At 63.6% G+C, this 15,328-nt stretch carries 15 protein-coding genes and 1 tRNA gene; 9 read left to right on the forward strand and 7 right to left on the reverse strand.

Annotated elements, in window-relative coordinates; translation table 11 throughout:
• The first annotated feature begins 56 nt into the window (after positions 1-56).
• Positions 57-2,162 (forward strand): M13 family metallopeptidase, encoded by a 2,106-nt coding sequence (locus IE053_RS04070; protein ID WP_189572215.1) that lies wholly within the window; start codon positions 57-59, stop codon positions 2,160-2,162.
• Positions 2,163-2,330: 168 nt separating this feature from the next.
• Positions 2,331-3,026: an alpha/beta hydrolase gene (locus IE053_RS04075; protein WP_189572218.1), complete on the forward strand. Its 696-nt coding sequence runs from the start codon at positions 2,331-2,333 to the stop codon at positions 3,024-3,026.
• Positions 3,027-3,050: 24 nt separating this feature from the next.
• Here the strand turns inward: IE053_RS04075 and IE053_RS04080 are convergent, their stop codons facing one another.
• Positions 3,051-4,181 carry a M14 family metallopeptidase gene (locus IE053_RS04080; RefSeq protein ID WP_229786045.1) on the reverse strand — a complete coding sequence of 377 codons (1,131 nt, stop codon included), beginning with the start codon at positions 4,179-4,181 and terminating at the stop codon, positions 3,051-3,053.
• Positions 4,182-4,262: 81 nt separating this feature from the next.
• On the opposite strand from IE053_RS04080, the gene aat reads away from it, so the two are divergent.
• Positions 4,263-4,892 carry a leucyl/phenylalanyl-tRNA--protein transferase gene (gene aat / locus IE053_RS04085; protein WP_505855988.1) on the forward strand — a complete coding sequence of 210 codons (630 nt, stop codon included), beginning with the start codon at positions 4,263-4,265 and terminating at the stop codon, positions 4,890-4,892.
• On the opposite strand, the gene IE053_RS04090 is transcribed toward aat, so the two are convergent.
• The gene (locus IE053_RS04090) at positions 4,844-5,488 is read right to left on the reverse strand and encodes a DUF2155 domain-containing protein (protein ID WP_189572224.1); all 645 of its coding nucleotides are present in this window, start codon (positions 5,486-5,488) and stop codon (positions 4,844-4,846) included. The two genes, aat and IE053_RS04090, sit on opposite strands and share 49 nt — an antisense overlap.
• Before the next feature lie 39 nt (positions 5,489-5,527).
• On the reverse strand, positions 5,528-5,941 hold the full coding sequence (locus tag IE053_RS04095; RefSeq protein WP_189572227.1) for an NADH:ubiquinone oxidoreductase subunit NDUFA12: 414 nt from the start codon (positions 5,939-5,941) through the stop codon (positions 5,528-5,530).
• A 140-nt stretch (positions 5,942-6,081) separates the two neighbouring features.
• Here IE053_RS04095 and IE053_RS04100 point away from each other — a divergent pair, with 140 nt between their 5' ends.
• Positions 6,082-7,194: a M48 family metallopeptidase gene (locus IE053_RS04100; RefSeq protein WP_189572230.1), complete on the forward strand. Its 1,113-nt coding sequence runs from the start codon at positions 6,082-6,084 to the stop codon at positions 7,192-7,194.
• Here the strand turns inward: IE053_RS04100 and IE053_RS04105 are convergent.
• Positions 7,191-7,547 (reverse strand): I78 family peptidase inhibitor, encoded by a 357-nt coding sequence (locus IE053_RS04105; RefSeq protein ID WP_189572233.1) that lies wholly within the window; start codon positions 7,545-7,547, stop codon positions 7,191-7,193. The genes IE053_RS04100 and IE053_RS04105 overlap by 4 nt on opposite strands.
• A gap of 63 nt (positions 7,548-7,610) precedes the next feature.
• On the opposite strand from IE053_RS04105, the gene IE053_RS04110 reads away from it, so the two are divergent.
• The 5 genes from IE053_RS04110 to IE053_RS04130 all read left to right on the forward strand — a co-directional run bounded on the left by IE053_RS04110 (position 7,611) and on the right by IE053_RS04130 (position 13,467).
• Positions 7,611-8,393, forward strand: a complete 783-nt coding sequence (locus IE053_RS04110) for an SDR family oxidoreductase (protein ID WP_189572236.1) — start codon at positions 7,611-7,613, stop codon at positions 8,391-8,393.
• An 85-nt stretch (positions 8,394-8,478) separates the two neighbouring features.
• Positions 8,479-9,069: a VPLPA-CTERM sorting domain-containing protein gene (locus IE053_RS04115; RefSeq protein ID WP_189572239.1), complete on the forward strand. Its 591-nt coding sequence runs from the start codon at positions 8,479-8,481 to the stop codon at positions 9,067-9,069.
• A 111-nt stretch (positions 9,070-9,180) separates the two neighbouring features.
• Positions 9,181-11,925, forward strand: coding sequence for a TonB-dependent receptor (locus IE053_RS04120; RefSeq protein WP_189572242.1), 2,745 nt, complete (start codon positions 9,181-9,183; stop codon positions 11,923-11,925).
• A gap of 146 nt (positions 11,926-12,071) precedes the next feature.
• Complete coding sequence (locus IE053_RS04125; protein WP_189572245.1) at positions 12,072-12,722, forward strand: murein L,D-transpeptidase catalytic domain family protein; 651 nt, start codon at positions 12,072-12,074, stop codon at positions 12,720-12,722.
• A gap of 79 nt (positions 12,723-12,801) precedes the next feature.
• A complete protein-coding gene (locus tag IE053_RS04130; protein ID WP_189572248.1) occupies positions 12,802-13,467 on the forward strand; it encodes a hypothetical protein in 666 nt (221 codons plus the stop codon).
• Between the two features lie 94 nt (positions 13,468-13,561).
• On the opposite strand, the gene IE053_RS04135 is transcribed toward IE053_RS04130, so the two are convergent.
• The 3 genes from IE053_RS04135 to IE053_RS04145 form a co-directional block, all read right to left on the reverse strand.
• A tRNA-Lys gene (locus IE053_RS04135) sits at positions 13,562-13,638 on the reverse strand.
• Between the two features lie 76 nt (positions 13,639-13,714).
• Positions 13,715-14,839: a tRNA guanosine(34) transglycosylase Tgt gene (gene tgt, locus IE053_RS04140; RefSeq protein ID WP_189572251.1), complete on the reverse strand. Its 1,125-nt coding sequence runs from the start codon at positions 14,837-14,839 to the stop codon at positions 13,715-13,717.
• Entirely contained in the window at positions 14,836-15,318 is a 483-nt protein-coding gene (locus IE053_RS04145) for a hypothetical protein (RefSeq protein WP_189572254.1), read from the reverse strand. Before IE053_RS04145 ends, tgt begins: the two co-directional genes overlap by 4 nt.
• Positions 15,319-15,328 lie beyond the last annotated feature (10 nt).

A 15,328-nucleotide genomic window follows, 5' to 3' on the forward strand; every position in this document is an offset into this window, starting at 1 on the left:
GTCCCGGCTTGGTCGAGAAACCACACCGTTTTTCGATAACGAGAGAGACCACAAGCATGAAGAACTTCCCTCTCCTCGCCTCGACGGCCCTCGCCGGCGTCCTGGCTCTGGGCCTTGCAGCATGCGACGGCGTGCAATGGGGTGAAGGCGACCAGCCAGAGTCCGAAACGAGCCAAGCCGTAGAGATCGCTTCGGAAACTGAAAGCGTCGGACCGGAGCTGGGCACCTTCGGTATCGAGACCGCCGACATGAAGCCTTCGGTCGATCCGGGCGACGACTTCTACGCCTATGTGAACGGCACCTGGCTCGATACTTTCGAGATTCCGGCGGAGCGCTCCAGCTACAACAGCTTCACGCGCCTGTTCGAGCGCTCCGAAGAGCGCGTCCGCAAGATCATCGAGGACGCCGCGGCAGCAGATGCGCCCATGGGCTCCACCGAACAGAAGATCGGCGACTACTTCGCCGCCTTTATGGACACTGACGCCATCGAGGAAGCGGGCCTTGCGCCCATCCAGGACGAGCTCGACCGCTACATGGCCGCCGAGACCCATGACGATATCGTCGCGCTGATGCTCGACCCGTCGGTCGCCGCGCGCAGCATCGTTGGCATCGGCGTCTCGATCGACGCCAAACAGCCTGACAAATACTCGGTCTATATCGGACAGTCGGGCCTCGGCCTGCCGGACCGCGACTATTACCTGTCCGAGCGCTTCGCGGACAAGGCTGTCGCCTATCAGGACTTCCTCGGCGACCTCCTGCGCTTCGCCGGTGTCGAGCAGGCCACTGAAAAAGCCGCAGAGGTCTATGCGTTCGAAAAAGCCCTCGCGGAGGCCCACTGGAGCCGCGCCGAGCGCCGTGACCGGGACAAGACCTATAACCGCTACACCCTCGCCGAACTCGAAGAGATGGCGCCGGGGCTCCCGTGGGCTTCCTCGATGGAAACCCTGGGTGCGGATGGTGAAGAGTACTACATCGTCTCCACCCCGAGCGCTGTCGAAGAAACGGCAAAGATCTTCCGCGACACGCCTGTCGAGACGCTGAAGAACTACCTTATCGCCGGTGCGATCCGCAGCTACTCCTCGGTCCTGCCGAAAGAGATCGACGACCGCGTCTTCGCCTTCACGGGCACCGAACTGCGCGGCGTGCCGGAGCAGCGCCCGCGCTGGAAGCGCGGCGTTTCCGCCGTGAACGGAGCGATGGGCGAAGCCGTCGGCAAGGTCTATGTCGAGCGCTACTTCCCCGAAGACAGCAAGCGCCAGATGGACGAGCTGGTGAAGAACCTCCGCGAAGGCTTTGCCGAACGTCTCGAGAACCTCGAATGGATGGGCGACGAAACACGCAAGGAAGCGCTCGCCAAGCTTGACGCCTTCACGCCGAAGATCGGCTATCCGGAAGAGTGGACGGATTACTCCGCCCTCGAAGTCTCGGCCGACAACCCTGTCGAGAACATGCGTCAGGCCCGCATCTTCGGCTTCAACGAAAACTGGTCCCAGCTCGGCCAGCCGATCGACAAGAAAGAGTGGTTCATGACCCCGCAGACGGTCAATGCCTACTACTCTTCTACCCGCAACGAGATCGTCTTCCCGGCAGCGATCCTGCAGGCTCCGTTCTTTGATCCGGAGGCTGACCTTGCCGTCAATTATGGCGCCATCGGCGCGGTGATCGGCCACGAGATCGGCCACGGCTTCGATGACCAGGGACGGAAGTCCGACGGCACGGGCGCGCTCCGAGACTGGTGGACCGAAGAGGACGCCGCACGGTTCCAGGAGAAGGCTGACGCTCTTGGAGCTCAGTACGCGACCTATGAGCCGGTGGAAGGTTTCTTCATCAACCCCGAGCTGACCATGGGCGAGAATATCGGCGACCTTGGCGGCCTGTCGATGGCCTATCACGCCTACAAGCGCGCGACGGCTGGCCAGGACGTGCCGGTCATCGACGGCTTCACCGGCGACCAACGGTTCTTCATGGCGTGGGCACAGGTCTGGAAGGGCCTCTACCGCGAAGAAGCCCTGAAGCAGCAGGTCGCGACGGACAGCCACTCGAACGGCAAGTTTCGGGTCAACGGCGTCGTCCGCAACATGGACCCGTGGTACGAGGCCTTCGACGTCTCCGAAGACGACGAGCTGTACCTGCCAGAAGACGAGCGCGTGTCGATCTGGTAAGCGCCTGCGGTCCGTCATGGACGGGCCGCGCAGGAATTGTGAAGCTCCCGGGCAATTTCTGCCCGGGAGTTTTTTATGCGCCTGCTCATTGTATTGATCGCGATTTCCTTTGGTTCTTGCAGCGCTATTCCGCCTCGCGACGGGGCCACGTCGGCACAGGCCGTTCCGATGAGCCAGGCCTACCTGACGGCCGAGACGAGCGACGGGGTGACCGTCTACGGACATATCTGGGAAGGACGCCGAGCGGATCGCCGGCCGACGATCCTGTTGTTCCATCAGGGGGGCTCCAACGGACGCGGCGAGTACGGAGAGATCGCCGGCTGGCTTGCCGGGGAAGGCTTCACGGCCATAGCTTGGGATACGCGCAGCGGCGGAGACCTCTACGGCTCCTCGAACCGAACGGCGGAGAACCTGCCGGACGGCGTTGCGGCAGGGTTCTGCGATACCCTGCCGGACCTCATCGCTGCAATCGACGAGGCCGAGAGCAACGGCTTCGGGGAGCACGGCTTCATCCTTTGGGGCAGTTCCTACACCGGGGCGCTGGTCTTTCATGCGGCGGCGGATCGGCCTGAAGTGACCCGCGGCGTGATCGCCTTCTCGCCTGCCTCAGGCGGGCCGATGCGCTCCTGCCTCGCCATGGAGCGCGCACCGGAAGTGAAAGCCCCAATGCTGGTGATCCAGCCACCTTCGGAAATCGTCCGCCCCACCGCCGCTGAGCAGCGCAGGCAGCTCGAAGCCCTGGGCGCGAGTTATGTCATCCCTGAAGATGGCGTGCACGGATCGTCCACCCTCTCCGACGAGCGAACAGGCAAGGATATGACCGGCACACGGAAGCTTGTCTTGGGATGGCTGAAAGGGCTTTGAGGGCACCTTGCGCTCAATCCCGGATCAGCGAAGCCGCTCCGCGATCCGTGCCATGCTTTCGATCGTGTTGCGGGCGAGCTCCTTGCAGCGACGGGGCGACCAGCCTTCGCCGGGGATGGCGTTGGTCCGCGCATCCTTGAACGGCATCTCAAGGGTCATCGACAGGCAGTCGAAGCGCTCGGCCACGGCGTTGCAGGCGATTTTCATGTTGGCCTTGCCCGCGGGGTCGATCGGGTAGCCTTCCTTGTCCTGAAAGTCAGGGGTCGCCTGAATGAGCTGGTTCTTGAAGGTCGAGAGCAGCTCCGACAGCCGCGGCGACCAGCTCGGGATGCCTTCGGAGCCGGCGATGAAATTGTTCGCGATGGCTTCGTCGCCATGGGCGTCGAGGAAGAGGTCGCAGCCCACCTCGTCCATTTTGTTCAGGACACAGAGGACCTCGGGACTTGTCTCTGCGCTCGGACTCTCCCATGCGCGGTTGAGATCAGTCCCTGCCGCATTGGTACGGAGGTGGCCGCGGGCGACACCGTCGGGGTTCATCATCGGCACGACATAGACCGTGGCATGACGCAGGAGCTGTTGGGCCATGTTGTGGTCTTCGTCCACGAGGGTCTCGCAGAAGCCCTCCGCGAAGAAACTCCCCATTGATTCGCCGGGATGCTGGCGCGCGATGACCCAGATCTTCCTCTTGGCCTCGGCAGGCTCGCCAAAGCGCAAGGCATCCACCGGGCGACCGTCGAGGGAATAGCCGAGGGGCATCCATTCCACGCCCTTCTTCTTGGCCATCCTCGCGGTGAAGCGCATGGCCTCATAGGCCGTGTAGGGTGCGAAATAAGCGTAGTAGCAGACCGGACCCTTCGCTTCGTGTTCGACGATCAGCTTGCCGTTCTCGTAGCGGGTCGGGACGCGGAACCAGTCCTCGAGATCGTAGGAGGCGCAGGCGTGGTAGTCCTGCCACCCGCCTTCGTAGCTCGCCTTGGCCGCGTTCTCGAAGGTCATCACACGCAGGCCCTCGGGGCTTTCGAGGCGGAAATAGAACCACTGGAAGAAGTCAGCCTTGCCATCGCTTTTGATTTCCAGCCGAATATCTCCCGGTTCATCGGCGCGCAGCACGCGAATGTTGCCGCTCTCAAAGGCGGAGGTGATCGTGATCGACATGACGCTCTTCCCAAGGCTGCCTGCGCTCCTGCGTTTAACGACTCTCGCGGGGCGGGCAATCCTGTGAAGCTTTCGCCCGAAGTGTTGATGCAAGCTTATCGTCTGGGCTTTTTTCCGATGGCGGAGGCCCGCGACAGCGACGAGTTGATGTGGCTGAAGCCCAAGTTCCGCGGGATCTTCCCGCTGGACGGCTTCCATGTGCCGCGGTCGCTGAGGAAAGTCGTGCGGCAGGACCGCTTCACCGTGAAGGTGGACACGGCCTTCGAAGAGGTGATGCGCTATTGCGGCAGCGAGGAGGCGGGCCGCGAGGAAACCTGGATCAACGAGGAGATCCTCGAGGTCTATTCCGCGCTGCACCGCGAGGGCGTGGCCCATTCGGTCGAGAGCTGGCGTGGCGACAGGCTCGTCGGGGGCCTCTACGGCGTCGCGATCCAGGGCGCCTTCTTTGGCGAGAGCATGTTCAGCCTCGAAACCGATGCGTCAAAGGTCGCCCTCTGCCATCTCGTGGCACGGTTGAAGCAGACGGGATTCACCCTGCTCGATACGCAGTTCCTGACGCCGCACCTTGCGCGCCTGGGCGGGATCGAGGTGCCGTCGGAGGAATATAGCGCGCTGCTGGCAGCCGCCATGAAGGCCGAAGGGCGGTTCACCGCCCTGCCAGATCAGATTTCGGGATCTTCCATTTTGCAGGCGATCACCCAGACATCATAGGTCGGGTGTTCCATCGCGTTGAGCGATGGCGAGGAGGCGAACATCCATCCCTTGAAGACAGGCTCACCGAAGAGCTCGGTGTCGATCTGCGCCTGGATGCTGGGCGGGACTTGCGCATCGCTGTCCTCGATGAGAGCGGCGATGGGATCGGCTTGACCGTCCGGCGTGCCAGCTCCGTTGGCGACGTCAGAGGTGTCGCGGGCGCGCTTGCCCGCTGCGTCCGTGTCACCGGAGTAGACTTCGAGAAACACTGTCGTCTCCGGGAATTCCTCCGGCGGACGGGTCGAACAGGTCCGCGGCAGCAGGGTCAGCGAGCCGAACGCCTGCGGGAGGCCGATCGGGACCTCGAGATCGACGAAGCTGGCGGTCACTTTGTCGAGCGCGCGCAGGGTCACGGAGACCGGGATGCGCGAATCATCGCTGTCGGTCCCAAAAACACTGTCGAGGAATCCAGCACCGGATTTCGAGCGCGACAGGCGGTCGAGTTCGGTTTCCTGCCCCTCGACAGGTGCAGGTGGCTCCACCGTCCAGCCGAGCAGATACTCAGGCTCCTGGGCCTGAAGCTGCGCTGCGAGGGCGAGGATTGAGATCAACATGAACAAGCGACTCCGATGCGCGGAGAACCCCTTAGCACATCAAAGCGCGTCAGGTGACCACGCTTCATAGTCTTTCTGTTCAGGTTGCGGGCGGCTCGCCACCGAGATTGAGCCGTGCGGGCGATAGGCGAGCGGCGTGCCGGTCATGTTTGGCAGGTGCGGCTTCTCGAATTTCTTGACCTCCGGCGGGTTCACCGTCGGCGGCTCGTCCCAGATGTGGTGCAGCCAGCCGTGCCATTCGGGCGGGACCCGGCTGCCCTCGGCATGGCCGTGATAGACGACCCAGCGGCGCTTGCCGCCTTCGGGGAAGCTCCCCTCGCCACCCTCTTCGAAATAGCGGTTGCCCTCGAAGTCTTCGCCAACGAGACGGGCCTTGGCCTTCCACAGGGTGAAGCCGGTGCCGATCGTCGACTGGTGCCACCAGGTGAAGATGCGTTTCAGAAGGCCGATCATTGATAACTCCGCGGGCGATGGCAGCAGCCTATGCAAAAGACCGCGGCGTCTGTCCAGTGAATGCGGGAAAAGGCTGGCCGGGAAAGCCTGCACGAGGGTTTCCGTTGAGCGGCGGACGGGCGTCTCCTATCGTCACGATCATGTTCCGTCGCTTAGCGTCTGCCACCCTTCTCCTCGCCGCCTGCGCCACGCCAAGGGCCGACATGCCCGCCCTCGACAGTCGCGCCGTCAATGAGCAACGCCTCGCCGTGCAGCGCGGGGCGGTGGCCGATGCGCTGGCGCGAGAGGACCGCGTGCTGCGCCTTGCCTGGCCGATCCTGACCGCGAACGCGGAGCTCTGCACGAAGACGGCCCCTGCGCTCGGCATGAGGCTCGGTGATGCGAAGACGATCGGAGTGCTGGCGGAGGGGCTTCGCAAGGAACAGGTCGAAGCGCTCGGCTATGACGAGACGGTGCGCGTGCTGAGCATCGCGCCGGGGGGACCTGCCGCGAACGCCGGACTGCGCCCCGGAGACGTGGTGACGGCGGTCGGCGCCGAGAATGTCGAAGGCCTGCGTGAAACGGGCGAAGCCCTCGACAAGGTGCTCGGCAAGCAGGACCCCGCGCCCGTCACCCTCTCCATCGCGCGCGGAGCCGAGATGTTCGAAGCCACGCTCGAACCGGTGGAAGCCTGCGACGTGCGTGTCGTCTCCAGCCCGAAGAACGCCATCAACGCCAAAGCGAGCTTCAAGACCATGACGGTCTATGCAGGGCTCCTGCGCGCGGTGGAGGATGACAATGCCCTGTCCTTCATCATCGCCCATGAGCTGGCCCACGTCGCGGGCAGGCATCCGCGCAAGGTGATCCGCAATGCGGGCGTGACCGGAACCGTGCTTTGGGCGCCGCCCCTGGTCATCGCAGGGCAGGTTCTCGACATCGTCGCGCGGCCTGTGGCCAAGGGCCTCGGGGCCGAGGCTGCGCCATTCACGACCCTGACCACCCGCGCCGCCGCAGGCGCAGTGCGGTCAGCCGATTTCGAGCGGGAGGCTGACTATGTCGGCCTCTACATGCTCGCCCGCGCTGGCGGTGCGCCCGAAGGGGTCGGCGACGTCTTCCAGCTCTTCGCCAATGTCAGCCCGCTGAGCTCCTGGATCCTCGTCAGCCATCCGACCGTGCCCGAGCGCCAGCTCAGGCTCGATCTCGCGGCGGCGGAAATCTCGAGGAAGCGCAAGGCGGGTGCGCCGCTGCTGCCAGAAGGTTGGACGACGGACTAACCGCAGACGATCTTGGTGATCGTACCGTCCTCGTCGACATGGATGTTCATCCGGTCGGCGATGTATTCCATCGTCACCATCATCCCCGGCTCGATGATCCTGACCTTGAGGTCGGCAGGGTAGATGACCGCCGCGAGGTTCTTGCCGACGAAGCCCTGATAGTCCTTCGCAGGACACGACATCTCGCCAGTAGGGCCGATCAGGTCCTCGCCCGCTTCGCGCGGACGATCGATCTGTGCGCCCTCGTCGAGCAGCGGTGTGTCATCGTCCAGCAGGATGGGCTGGTCGTCTTTCGAACATGACGCACAGGCGGCGGCGAGGATCAGCGGGAGAATGAGAAGGGATCTGGCCATCGGAGGCTCCGGAACGCTAGCACGGGGGCAACCTAGCAGAACCTGAGCGTGAGGAACGCCCCAATGATCTCTCCCAACGAACTTTTCAGTGTCTCCGGCAAGACCGCCGTCATCACCGGCGGCACCCGCGGCATCGGCTTCGACATGGCGATGGCCCTCGTCTCCAACGGCGCGACGGTTTTCGTATCCTCGCGCAAAGAGAATGCCGTCGCCTCCGCTGTGGAGGAACTGGCAAAGCACGGCACGGCTTATGGCTTCGCCGCCGATCTCGGCACCGTCGAAGGGGCGAAACTGCTCGCGGATTTCGTCAGCTCCAAGACGGACAAGGTCGACATCCTCGTCAACAATGCCGGCGCGACCTGGGGCGCAACCCTCGAGGAGTTTCCCGAGGAGGGTTGGGACAAGGTGATGAACGTGAACCTCAAGGGCCCGTTCTTCCTGACCCAGAAGATGCTTCCCCTTCTCAAGGAAGCCGCTTCGAAGGAACAGCCCGCCAAGATCATCAATGTCGCCTCGGTCGAAGGCATGCGCGCGGGTCAGATGGAGACCTATTCCTACGGCGCGTCCAAGTCCGCGCTCATTCACCTTACGGAGCACCTGGCGTTGCAACTTGCCGGCCGGAATATCACCGTCAACGCCATCGCGCCCGGACCCTTCGCCACGAAGATGATGGCGGGCACGATCCAGATGGCAGGCGAGGACACGATCGCGGGCATGGTCCCGCTCAAGCGCCTCGGCCAGTCCGAGGACCTCTACGCCATGGTGCTCTATCTCGGCTCGCCGGCGTCGAACTACGTGACGGGCCAGACGATCGCGCTGGGCGGCGGGCTCGGCACCGTTGCCTGATAGCTTAACCCTATGATGTGATAAGGTTGCGTTTTCGACTCAAATTGTAGATATCCCCCATCAGACTAATCCGATGGGGGATTTCATGCGTCATTTCCTGCTCGCGGCAGCAACCGCAGCCACCATGGCGATCGGCAGTGCCAACGCTGCCATCGTCAGCTTCACCGAGGGCGCCCGCCCGCTCGAGCCCGGCTCCACCAAGCTCGGCGATGCCAGTGCATCTCCGAACGGCACCGATCTCGATGCCGGTCTCGGCGGCTCTGTCGATCGCGGTGACATCATCAATCTCTTCGGCCGCATCGTCGGATCCGAAGACGTGTTCAACTTCACCGCTGGCAACAGCTTCGACTTCAACCTGATCCCGGCACCGAGCGGCAATTCCGCTGGCGTGACCCCGGAGCGCGGCCCGTCCCCGCACCAGATCTTCTTCAAGTTCACGAACACGGACACCAACATCGTCACGACCTTCGTCGCCAATGCGAGCACGCCGGTCGGCACGCTCGGCACGCTGATCGCTGGCAACTACATTCTCGAGCTCGACATGGATCCGGACAACCGGCGCCGCGTCGCGCTCTACGATATCCAGGTCGCAGGCGTTCCGGTTCCCGGCGCCCTCCCGCTCTTCGTTGCGGGTCTCGCAGGCTTCGGCGCCATGCGTCGCCGCAAAAAGGCATAACGACAGGCGCGCAAAACAGCCTGCACGTTACGCTTCGCGACATTTGCGCACTCGCATGTCCCGGTGGATCGGTTAGATCCTCCGGGACTTTTTGTGCGGGGAACTGACTGAATGATCGCCGAGCGCAGCCTAGCCGCCTTCTTTTTCTGTATCGGAACGTCTCCCCTCGCACTCTCCACGGCCATCGCGCAGGAGCGGGCGACCCAGGACGATACCGAGGTGACTGCCGAAGCAGAAGCTGCTGGCGATAGGGATATCATTGTCGTCGATGGCGTCCGGCGCCGGGGCATCACCCTTTCCAACGTCGAGCCCGAACTGACCCTGACCGAGGCCGACATCGAGGCCTATGGAGTCTCTTCCATCGCGGAGCTGCTCGAACAGCTTGCGCCGGAGACTTCTTCCGGCCGCTCTCGTCGGGGCAGTGGCGGCAGGCCCGTGGTGCTTCTCAACGGGCGGCGGATCTCAGGCTTTCGCGAGATCGGTCGCTATCCACCCGAAGCCCTCGCACGGGTCGAGATCCTGCCCGAAGAGGCCGCCCTCGCCTACGGCTTCAACGCCGACCAGCGGGTCATCAATTTCATCCTCAAGCCCAACGTCATCGTCCGCGCGGCGGAAGGCCAGGTTCAGACCCGGCAGGCCGGCGGCAACGCCACGACCCAGGCGAGCCTGCAGCGCCTCTCCGTGGACGGATCGAAACGCTTCTCCATCGACCTCAGCTACGAGACGCAGTCGGAGCTCCTCGAAAGCGAGCGCGATTTCATCTCCGAGCAGCCCGCCCTTCCCTTTGCATACCCCGGCAATCTCGGTGCCGACAATTTCGGCGACCCCATCGGCGCACAGCTCGGCGGCGATCCTGCTTTCACGGTGGCGGCACTGCAGGACAACAGCTTCAACCTTCCTCTCGTCGGCAGCCGGAACCCCGAAGACGACCAGTCCCAGCGGACACTCCAGCCGGAACGCGAGCAACTCGTCCTCGGCTTCAGCCGTGCTTCCGGCTTCGCCTGGGACAGCGTGCTGACGCTCACCGGTGAACTCGAGCGGAGCGAGGCGACCCAGAAACTGGGGCTCGGCGACATCGCACTCGATCTTCCGGGGACGAACCCGTTCGTCCCCTTCGGCGACGGGCTGACGCTCTACACGCAGGTCCCTTCGGACGGGCCCCTCTTGCAGGAAAACGACACGGATGTTCTTTCTGGCGGGATCGCCGTGGTCAGCAAGCCGAGCAGGACCAACTGGACCTTCACCGCAAACTATGAAGTCTCGGACAATGAGACGGTCACGGATCTCTCGCTCGACACCGCGCAGCTTCAGGCAGCAGTTGATGGCGGCGCCGATCCCTTTGCGGCGCTCGGCACGGCGGTCTTCACCCGCGAGCAGCGGATCACCGAAAGTGAGACCCGTACCGGCGAGGCCGAATTCGTCGTCAATGCAAAGACCTTCGCCCTTCCCGCCGGCGACCTTCAGGTCTCCGCGCAGGCCGGCCTCTTCAGCCGCGAACTCGATACGCGGGTGGTCGACAGCGCCGGAGAAACCGAATCCGCTCTCAGCCGCGAGACGGTGCGTGGGCAGTTGAGCGTCGATGTCCCGCTCGTCGATGCCGTAGACGGATGGGTCGGGCGCCTTGCGGTCAACGGGAACATCAACGCACGCGACCTGTCAGACTTCGGCACACTGACGAGCTGGGGCGGCGGCTTCAACTGGCGCCCTTCGGAGAGATTCCGGTTGCTCGCTTCCTACACCCGCGAGGAAGGCGCCCCCGGCATCGCCCAGCTTGGCGACCCGGTTCTCGTGACACCCAATGTCCGGGTCTTCGATTTCACCACCGGCGAGACCCTGCTGGTTGATGCGATCACTGGCGGCAACCCGGCGCTCGTCGCGGACAGCCGCGACGTCTCGAAGGTTGGCGTGCAGATCAAACCGTGGGAGGAGCGCGAGGTCACGCTCAATATCGACTACACGCAGTCCTTCCTCGAGGACGAAGCCCGCGCATTCCCCGCCCTGACGGCCGAGATCGAAACCGCCTTCCCCGACCGGTTCACGCGGGATGCGAGCGGGACGCTGATCGCCATCGACCAGCGTCCGGTCAATTTCGAGGAGGGCAACAACCGCCAGCTCAGGACGGCGCTGAACTGGTCAAAACGGCTTGGCGGTCGCGGCGGGCGTCCGGGCGGCGGCAGGCCGCAAGGCGCAGGCGGCCCTCCTGGCGGAAGACCCCAGGCGGCATCACGGCCGGAAGGCGCCGAGGGGCAGAGCCAGCAAACCCAAGGCGGACCCCCTCAGGCAGCGAGAGGCGGCAGGCCAGAGGCGGGATCTGCCCAACAGGCTGAGGGTGGCCGCAGGCAATCCAACCGGCAGCCGACGCGCAGCGGTCGACCCGGCCGCGTCAGCCTCGGGATTACCCACGTCTGGACGCTGGAAGACACGCTCCTGGTCCGCGATGGCCTTCCCGAACTCGACCTTCTCGGCGGCTCGGCCATCGGCCCCAATGGCGGAACGTCAGAACACGAACTCAACGTCGTCTACAGGCGCTGGAACAAGGGTCTCGGCCTGTTTGCCCGCGCCCAGTGGAAAAGCGGCACAAAGGTCGATGGCGCCCTTGCTGGCGGTTCGGACCTCGAATTCTCCGATCTCCTGATCGTCAACACACGGATTACCTACGACCTCGGATTCTCCGGCGCGATCATGCAGAAGGCTCCGTGGCTACGCGACACCCGCGTGGCGATGAGCGTCAACAACGCCCTGAACCAGATCCAGGACGTCCGCGACGACACCGGCTCCATCCCCCTGCGCTACCAGCCAGACCTCATCGACCCCAATGGCCGCATCATCGAATTCGAGATCAGGAAGCGGTTCTAAGCGCCTGAAGATCCGTTCAGGTTCCACCAAGGCGGTTCACAAGACGCTCGAGATCCCCATCTTGTGAACGGGACAGCGCGAGACGTTTTCCGGTCCGGTTTTGGCCGCGGATTGGCACCTTGCGCGGAAATTCAGGGGTTCATTTCATGATTTTCTCAAAGCTTCTCGCTTCTGCCATGCTCGGTTTCGCATCATTTCTCCTGGCGCCGTCCGCCTTGGCTGCCGGACTGGCGACAGAGGAGGTTTCCGGCAGCTTTGTCGAGGCTGGCCTCAACCCTGCGGTCCTGAGCAAGGCCCTCAAGGCTTATGAGGAGCATCAGGACGTGGTGGAGAACGAGCGCTATATCGGCATTATCGACTATACGAGGCACAGCTCGGAGCCGCGCTTTTTCGTCCATGACCTTGAAACCGGAGAGACCGAGGTCCTGCTCGTCTCCCACGGGCGCGGTTCTGATGCTGCGCACACAGGCCGCCCGGTCAGGTTCAGCAACACGCCCGGCTCCAAGATGACCTCGGTCGGTGCCTATGTCACGGCGGAGACCTATCACGGCAAGCACGGCCTCAGCCTGCGCCTTGACGGCCTGAGCGAGACCAACAGCCGTGCAAGGGAGCGCGCGATCGTCATCCATGGCGCCGACTACGTCGCCCCAGGCCGGACCATCGGCCGTAGCTGGGGTTGCCCGGCGGTGGAGCGCCGCCTCGCAGGCGACCTGATCGAGAAATTCAAGGGCGGCGCGTTCCTCTATATTCACGGCGAGGAACCCGACGAGCTGGCCCAGGTTGCGTCCGCCAGCTAGCCCGCTGGCGCAATCGGTCCTAACTGAAGCCCATGATGCTGGAGACAATCCCCTGCCGGTTCCTGAAAGGCGGCGCTTGATGTGGCCCGTCCTGCTGCGCGCGGGTCTTGCCGTGGGCACCGTGGTCGGTGCCGCGGTTGCGGGCCGCAAGGCGCTCGACAAGAAGATCGAGAAGAAACTCCTGACCGCGACCGAGGAAGCCGTGATCCTCGCCGAGGCCGAGCTGGACCGGAGCGTGAAGGCCGTCCTGCGTGAACGGTCGATCCGCTTCGCCAAGACGATGGCGGTGAAATTTGCTCTCCTGGGAATCGTCGCGCTCAGCTACTGGGCGGAGCTTCTCACCCTCCGGGGCTTGCGTTTCTCGATCATTGCGCTGGGGATAGGCTACATCGTCTATGACCTCCGGCAGGTCCTGCCTCGCCTGCTGCCGGCCCTCGCCTATGCACGGCTGCACAAATTTTCAGTACGCAGCATGATTACCGATACCGTCGCCGCCGCCGCCTTCGAGCGCGCGCGCGAAGAAGTGGCCGAGCGCCTGAGCGGTGACAAGCATCGCCGCTGGATTGCCCTGTCGAGCTTCACGCCCGAAGGCATGTCGCACGACATCGCCGAAGCCGTCGCGGAAGTCGCAAGGCATGCAAGCTATGACAAGGTGATGCCCCGTGCACTGATGTTCATCGCCGCAACGGTCGCCCTGTCCATGGTCTACACCGGCCTTGCATGGCTCGTCGCATCGCTGGGCTAGCAGGACACAACCCCTTCTCGACCAAAGCAAGCAGCCCACGCGCCCGGCGACCAGCCCGCTCGCTCGGTAATGCCGAGTACCTTGAGAGATGAGATGGTGAGCCCTCTCGGATTCGAACCGAGGACCTACTGATTAAAAGTCAGTTGCTCTAACCAACTGAGCTAAGGGCCCATCCAGAGCGGCGTGACTAATGGGCTGCGGCGGAGGCGTCAACCGCTTTCTCGGTGCGACTTTTGGTACTTTCTGCTCAGCTTTTCTCGCGGTGGCGGGCGCGGAAATCGGCGGCGAACTGGGCGAAGCGGCCCTCGGCGATGGCGGCGCGCATGGCAGCCATGAGTTTCTGGTAGAAATCAAGATTGTGCCAGCTCAGCAGCATGGGGCCGAGATACTCACCCGCACGAAAGAGGTGGTTGAGATAGGCCTTGGTGTAGTCGCGGCTGGCCGGGCAGTCGCTCTCTGGATCGAGCGGGCTCTCATCCTCGATGAACTGGGCGTTCTTGACGTTGATCGGGCCGTCCCAGGTCCAGGCCTGGCCATGGCGGCCTGAGCGCGTGGGCAGGACACAATCGAACATGTCGATGCCGCGCTCCACCGCGCCGACGAGGTCCAGCGGCTTGCCGACACCCATGAGGTAGCGCGGCTTGTCGGTGGGCAGGACTGGCGTCGTGAAGTCGAGCACCTTGAACATCTGCTCCCGGCCCTCCCCCACGGCGAGGCCGCCGACGGAGTAGCCGGGGAAGCCGATCTCCTGCAGCGCTTCGGCGGAGCGCTTGCGCTGGTCCTCGAAGACCGAGCCCTGGACGATGCCGTAAAGCGCCTGATGCGGGCCGGCCATCTCCTCGAAGGCCTGTTTCGAACGTCTGGCCCAGCGGATGGAGAGTTCGAGGCTTTCGAGGGACGCTTCCTCGGTGATCGGGAAAGGCGGGCATTCGTCGAGCTGCATCTGGATGTCCGCACCCAGCAGGCATTGGATCTCGATCGAGCGCTCGGGCGTCAGCATGTGCTTCGAGCCGTCGATGTGGCTGCGGAACTCGACGCCCTTCTCCGTCAGCTTGCGCATCTGGGCGAGGGACATGACCTGGAACCCGCCTGAATCGGTGAGGATCGGGCCATCCCATGTCGAGAATCTATGCAGCCCCCCGAGCTTCGCCACACGCTCCGCCGTCGGACGAAGCATCAGGTGGTAGGTGTTGCCAAGGATGATGTCGGCGCCCGTCGCCTTCACGTCCCGCATCTGGACGGCCTTGACCGTGCCTGCCGTGCCCACTGGCATGAAGGCAGGTGTGCGGATCGTCCCGCGCGAGGTGGTGATCTCACCGGTGCGGGCCTGGCCGTCGGTTTTGTGGAGGGAGAAGGAGAAAGGCGTGGTCATGGAAGCTCTTCGCGGGCGTAGTCAGAGAGGGCGTACTCGGGCTCGAAATACCTATCCGGAAAGCCGGGAGCTGCGATAGCGAGAGAGCACGGCATCGCGTTCGGAACGATCGTCATTTTCTGGCCCTGCTCCCACAATATCTCGATCCCAGACTCGATGGTGGCATGCTCTTCCACGGAGATTAGTTCAGTGATTGACCGATCACCTTCAGGGAGAGGAATCTTTTCGGCACAGAGCGAAGCGATGCAGGAGTCAACGCCGACGTTCAGCCTACCGACTTCAAGCCGCTCTTCGATATCGATCATCTCAATGAAGAGAGTGATTGCTGTTCCTTGATCCGGTACAAGTGCTGCGCAGCCGTGAGATCTGGCAGCAAGTTCGGGTACAGCAAGCCACCGAACAAGGCGAAGAGCGTTCACCAGATCAACGTGGCTGAGATCCGTCGCGTAGGGAATATGTCCCGTCGGCCAATCGCTCATACTGAACTCT

It is taken from the genome of Parvularcula lutaonensis (assembly GCF_014651915.1).
Lineage (GTDB): Bacteria > Pseudomonadota > Alphaproteobacteria > Caulobacterales > Parvularculaceae > Parvularcula > Parvularcula lutaonensis.

Bases quoted from the DNA above. Each gene is read 5' to 3' on its own strand.
- IE053_RS04070 (WP_189572215.1), top strand. From the start codon at position 57: ATGAAGAACTTCCCTCTCCTCGCCTCGACGGCCCTCGCCGGCGTCCTG.
- IE053_RS04125 (WP_189572245.1), top strand. From the start codon at position 12,072: ATGATTTTCTCAAAGCTTCTCGCTTCTGCCATGCTCGGTTTCGCATCA.
- IE053_RS04110 (WP_189572236.1), top strand. From the start codon at position 7,611: ATGATCTCTCCCAACGAACTTTTCAGTGTCTCCGGCAAGACCGCCGTC.
- tgt (WP_189572251.1), bottom strand. From the start codon at position 14,839: ATGACCACGCCTTTCTCCTTCTCCCTCCACAAAACCGACGGCCAGGCC.
- IE053_RS04105 (WP_189572233.1), bottom strand. From the start codon at position 7,547: ATGGCCAGATCCCTTCTCATTCTCCCGCTGATCCTCGCCGCCGCCTGT.
- IE053_RS04075 (WP_189572218.1), top strand. From the start codon at position 2,331: ATGAGCCAGGCCTACCTGACGGCCGAGACGAGCGACGGGGTGACCGTC.
- IE053_RS04120 (WP_189572242.1), top strand. From the start codon at position 9,181: ATGATCGCCGAGCGCAGCCTAGCCGCCTTCTTTTTCTGTATCGGAACG.
- IE053_RS04100 (WP_189572230.1), top strand. From the start codon at position 6,082: ATGTTCCGTCGCTTAGCGTCTGCCACCCTTCTCCTCGCCGCCTGCGCC.
- IE053_RS04090 (WP_189572224.1), bottom strand. From the start codon at position 5,488: ATGTTGATCTCAATCCTCGCCCTCGCAGCGCAGCTTCAGGCCCAGGAG.
- IE053_RS04115 (WP_189572239.1), top strand. From the start codon at position 8,479: ATGCGTCATTTCCTGCTCGCGGCAGCAACCGCAGCCACCATGGCGATC.
- IE053_RS04080 (WP_229786045.1), bottom strand. From the start codon at position 4,181: ATGTCGATCACGATCACCTCCGCCTTTGAGAGCGGCAACATTCGCGTG.
- IE053_RS04095 (WP_189572227.1), bottom strand. From the start codon at position 5,941: ATGATCGGCCTTCTGAAACGCATCTTCACCTGGTGGCACCAGTCGACG.
- IE053_RS04130 (WP_189572248.1), top strand. From the start codon at position 12,802: ATGTGGCCCGTCCTGCTGCGCGCGGGTCTTGCCGTGGGCACCGTGGTC.
- IE053_RS04145 (WP_189572254.1), bottom strand. From the start codon at position 15,318: ATGAGCGATTGGCCGACGGGACATATTCCCTACGCGACGGATCTCAGC.